The following is a 1,458-nucleotide window of genomic DNA, read 5'->3' on the forward strand; positions in this document are numbered from 1 at the left end:
CGCGCCTTCCGACGAGCGAAATTCATTGAGCAGCACGGCCGGCGACGTCTGAATGATCTTGACCTTGCGCTCGTCGATGAGGCGCTGCAAGTCCCAATCGAACCCCTTGGCGTCTCGCAACAGCTTCTCGGGATCGAGTTCGAACGAGACGATGACACCGGGCTCGTCATAGAGGGCCGCGCCCGCATGAATGAAGGCCAAACCCGAGGTCGTCTTCCCCGCGCCCGGCGCACCTTCGACCAAGATGTTGTTGTTGCGCTGAACGCCTCCCAGAAGCACCTCGTCCAGCCCTGGAATGCCGGTACGCACGGGGTCTTGCATCATCTCTCGTAGTCCTTTTGGATTGGTTGTAGTGGGAGCTGGACTTTACTTCTTTGGGGGCACTGTACGGCGGCTGCCTATATGTGAAAAGACATACCCGAAGGATGCGCGCACATCCCTTCGTGCGGCGGTCCTACAGGGGCAGGCGCGTTCGCCTCTCGTTCGCTGACAGGAAGTCGTCGCAGTCTCCGACAGTGGCAATTCGCCACACTCCAGGAGGTTGCGATGAACAAGGATCAGGTGGCAGGTCGGGTCGACAAGCTCAAGGGCAAGGTCAAGCAGGCGGTGGGCAAGATGACCGGAAGCGGCAAGCTCAGAAGCGAAGGCACGGTCGACGAGGCCGTGGGCACCGTGCAGTCGAGCTATGGGGACGCCAAGAGCAAGGCCAAGGAAGCGGCCAGGACAGGCGCGAAGAAGGCCTGAACGAAGCGACGTCCCCGCTGCCGAATTTTCAGCGGAGTGGTCCCGGACCAGGGGGCTGACGAAGGGCCTGGTTTTCAGATCGCCCGCCTTGCGACGGCCGTGGCCCTGGGCTTTGTTGTCGGGTTCTCGGTCGGATGGGCGCTCAGCGCATGGCTTCTGCCCTAGCAGCTCCTCAGCGTCCGGAATTCCATGCCACCCAAGTTGCCTCAAGGAGCAAGAGAAAGCCTGCGGCGGCAACGACAGCGTGGACAAGAATGAGCCGTCTCGGCAACGGCAACTGCTTCCAGTGATACTGAAGGTTCAGCGTGACGCCCAGGGCGGCAGCCACGAGCAGCAGGACAAGGGCAATCAGGGCAGTTCGGGGCAACCCTACCGTTCCCCCTGCGTACACGAGCAGCGTGATGGCGGCTGTCGCGAGGAAACCGTGCAACATGGCCAGTGACCTGGGCGGCCAGCGGTCCCCCGTGCCGAAGAAGCGGATCCCCGCCATGACCAGGCCGCCCACTGCCGCCAGGATCAGCAGGGTGGTGGCAGTGCGAAGAACCAGTGCGGGTTCCATGGCTTCCTTTCCTTGAACGGGGGCCGGCTGAGCTGCAGGTGTTCACGGGCGGTTCTGTGGCGGACTGGGCGCTCCCCCTGTCCCACGGGTTCTCGACCTTCCGTAGGCATCCTGCGTGTTGGCGCCGGCCGAAAATTGACCCACCTGTGAGGGTT

3 protein-coding genes are annotated in these 1,458 nt (G+C 62.8%); 1 reads left to right on the forward strand and 2 read right to left on the reverse strand.

The genetic code is table 11. The features are described 5' to 3' along the window. A partial coding sequence (locus APY03_RS25560) for an RAD55 family ATPase (RefSeq protein WP_332307397.1) occupies nt 1-321 on the reverse strand: 321 nt, incomplete at its 3' end. Nucleotides 322-546: 225 nt separating this feature from the next. On the opposite strand from APY03_RS25560, the gene APY03_RS25565 reads away from it, so the two are divergent. Further along, nucleotides 547-744, forward strand: a complete 198-nt coding sequence (locus tag APY03_RS25565; RefSeq protein WP_068681358.1) for a CsbD family protein — start codon at nt 547-549, stop codon at nt 742-744. A gap of 172 nt (nt 745-916) precedes the next feature. Here APY03_RS25565 and APY03_RS25570 read toward each other — a convergent pair whose 3' ends face one another. After that, complete coding sequence (locus APY03_RS25570; RefSeq protein ID WP_068681360.1) at nt 917-1,303, reverse strand: hypothetical protein; 387 nt, start codon at nt 1,301-1,303, stop codon at nt 917-919. Between the last annotated feature and the right edge of the window lie 155 nt (nt 1,304-1,458).

It is taken from the genome of Variovorax sp. WDL1 (assembly GCF_001541225.1).
Lineage (GTDB): Bacteria > Pseudomonadota > Gammaproteobacteria > Burkholderiales > Burkholderiaceae_C > Variovorax.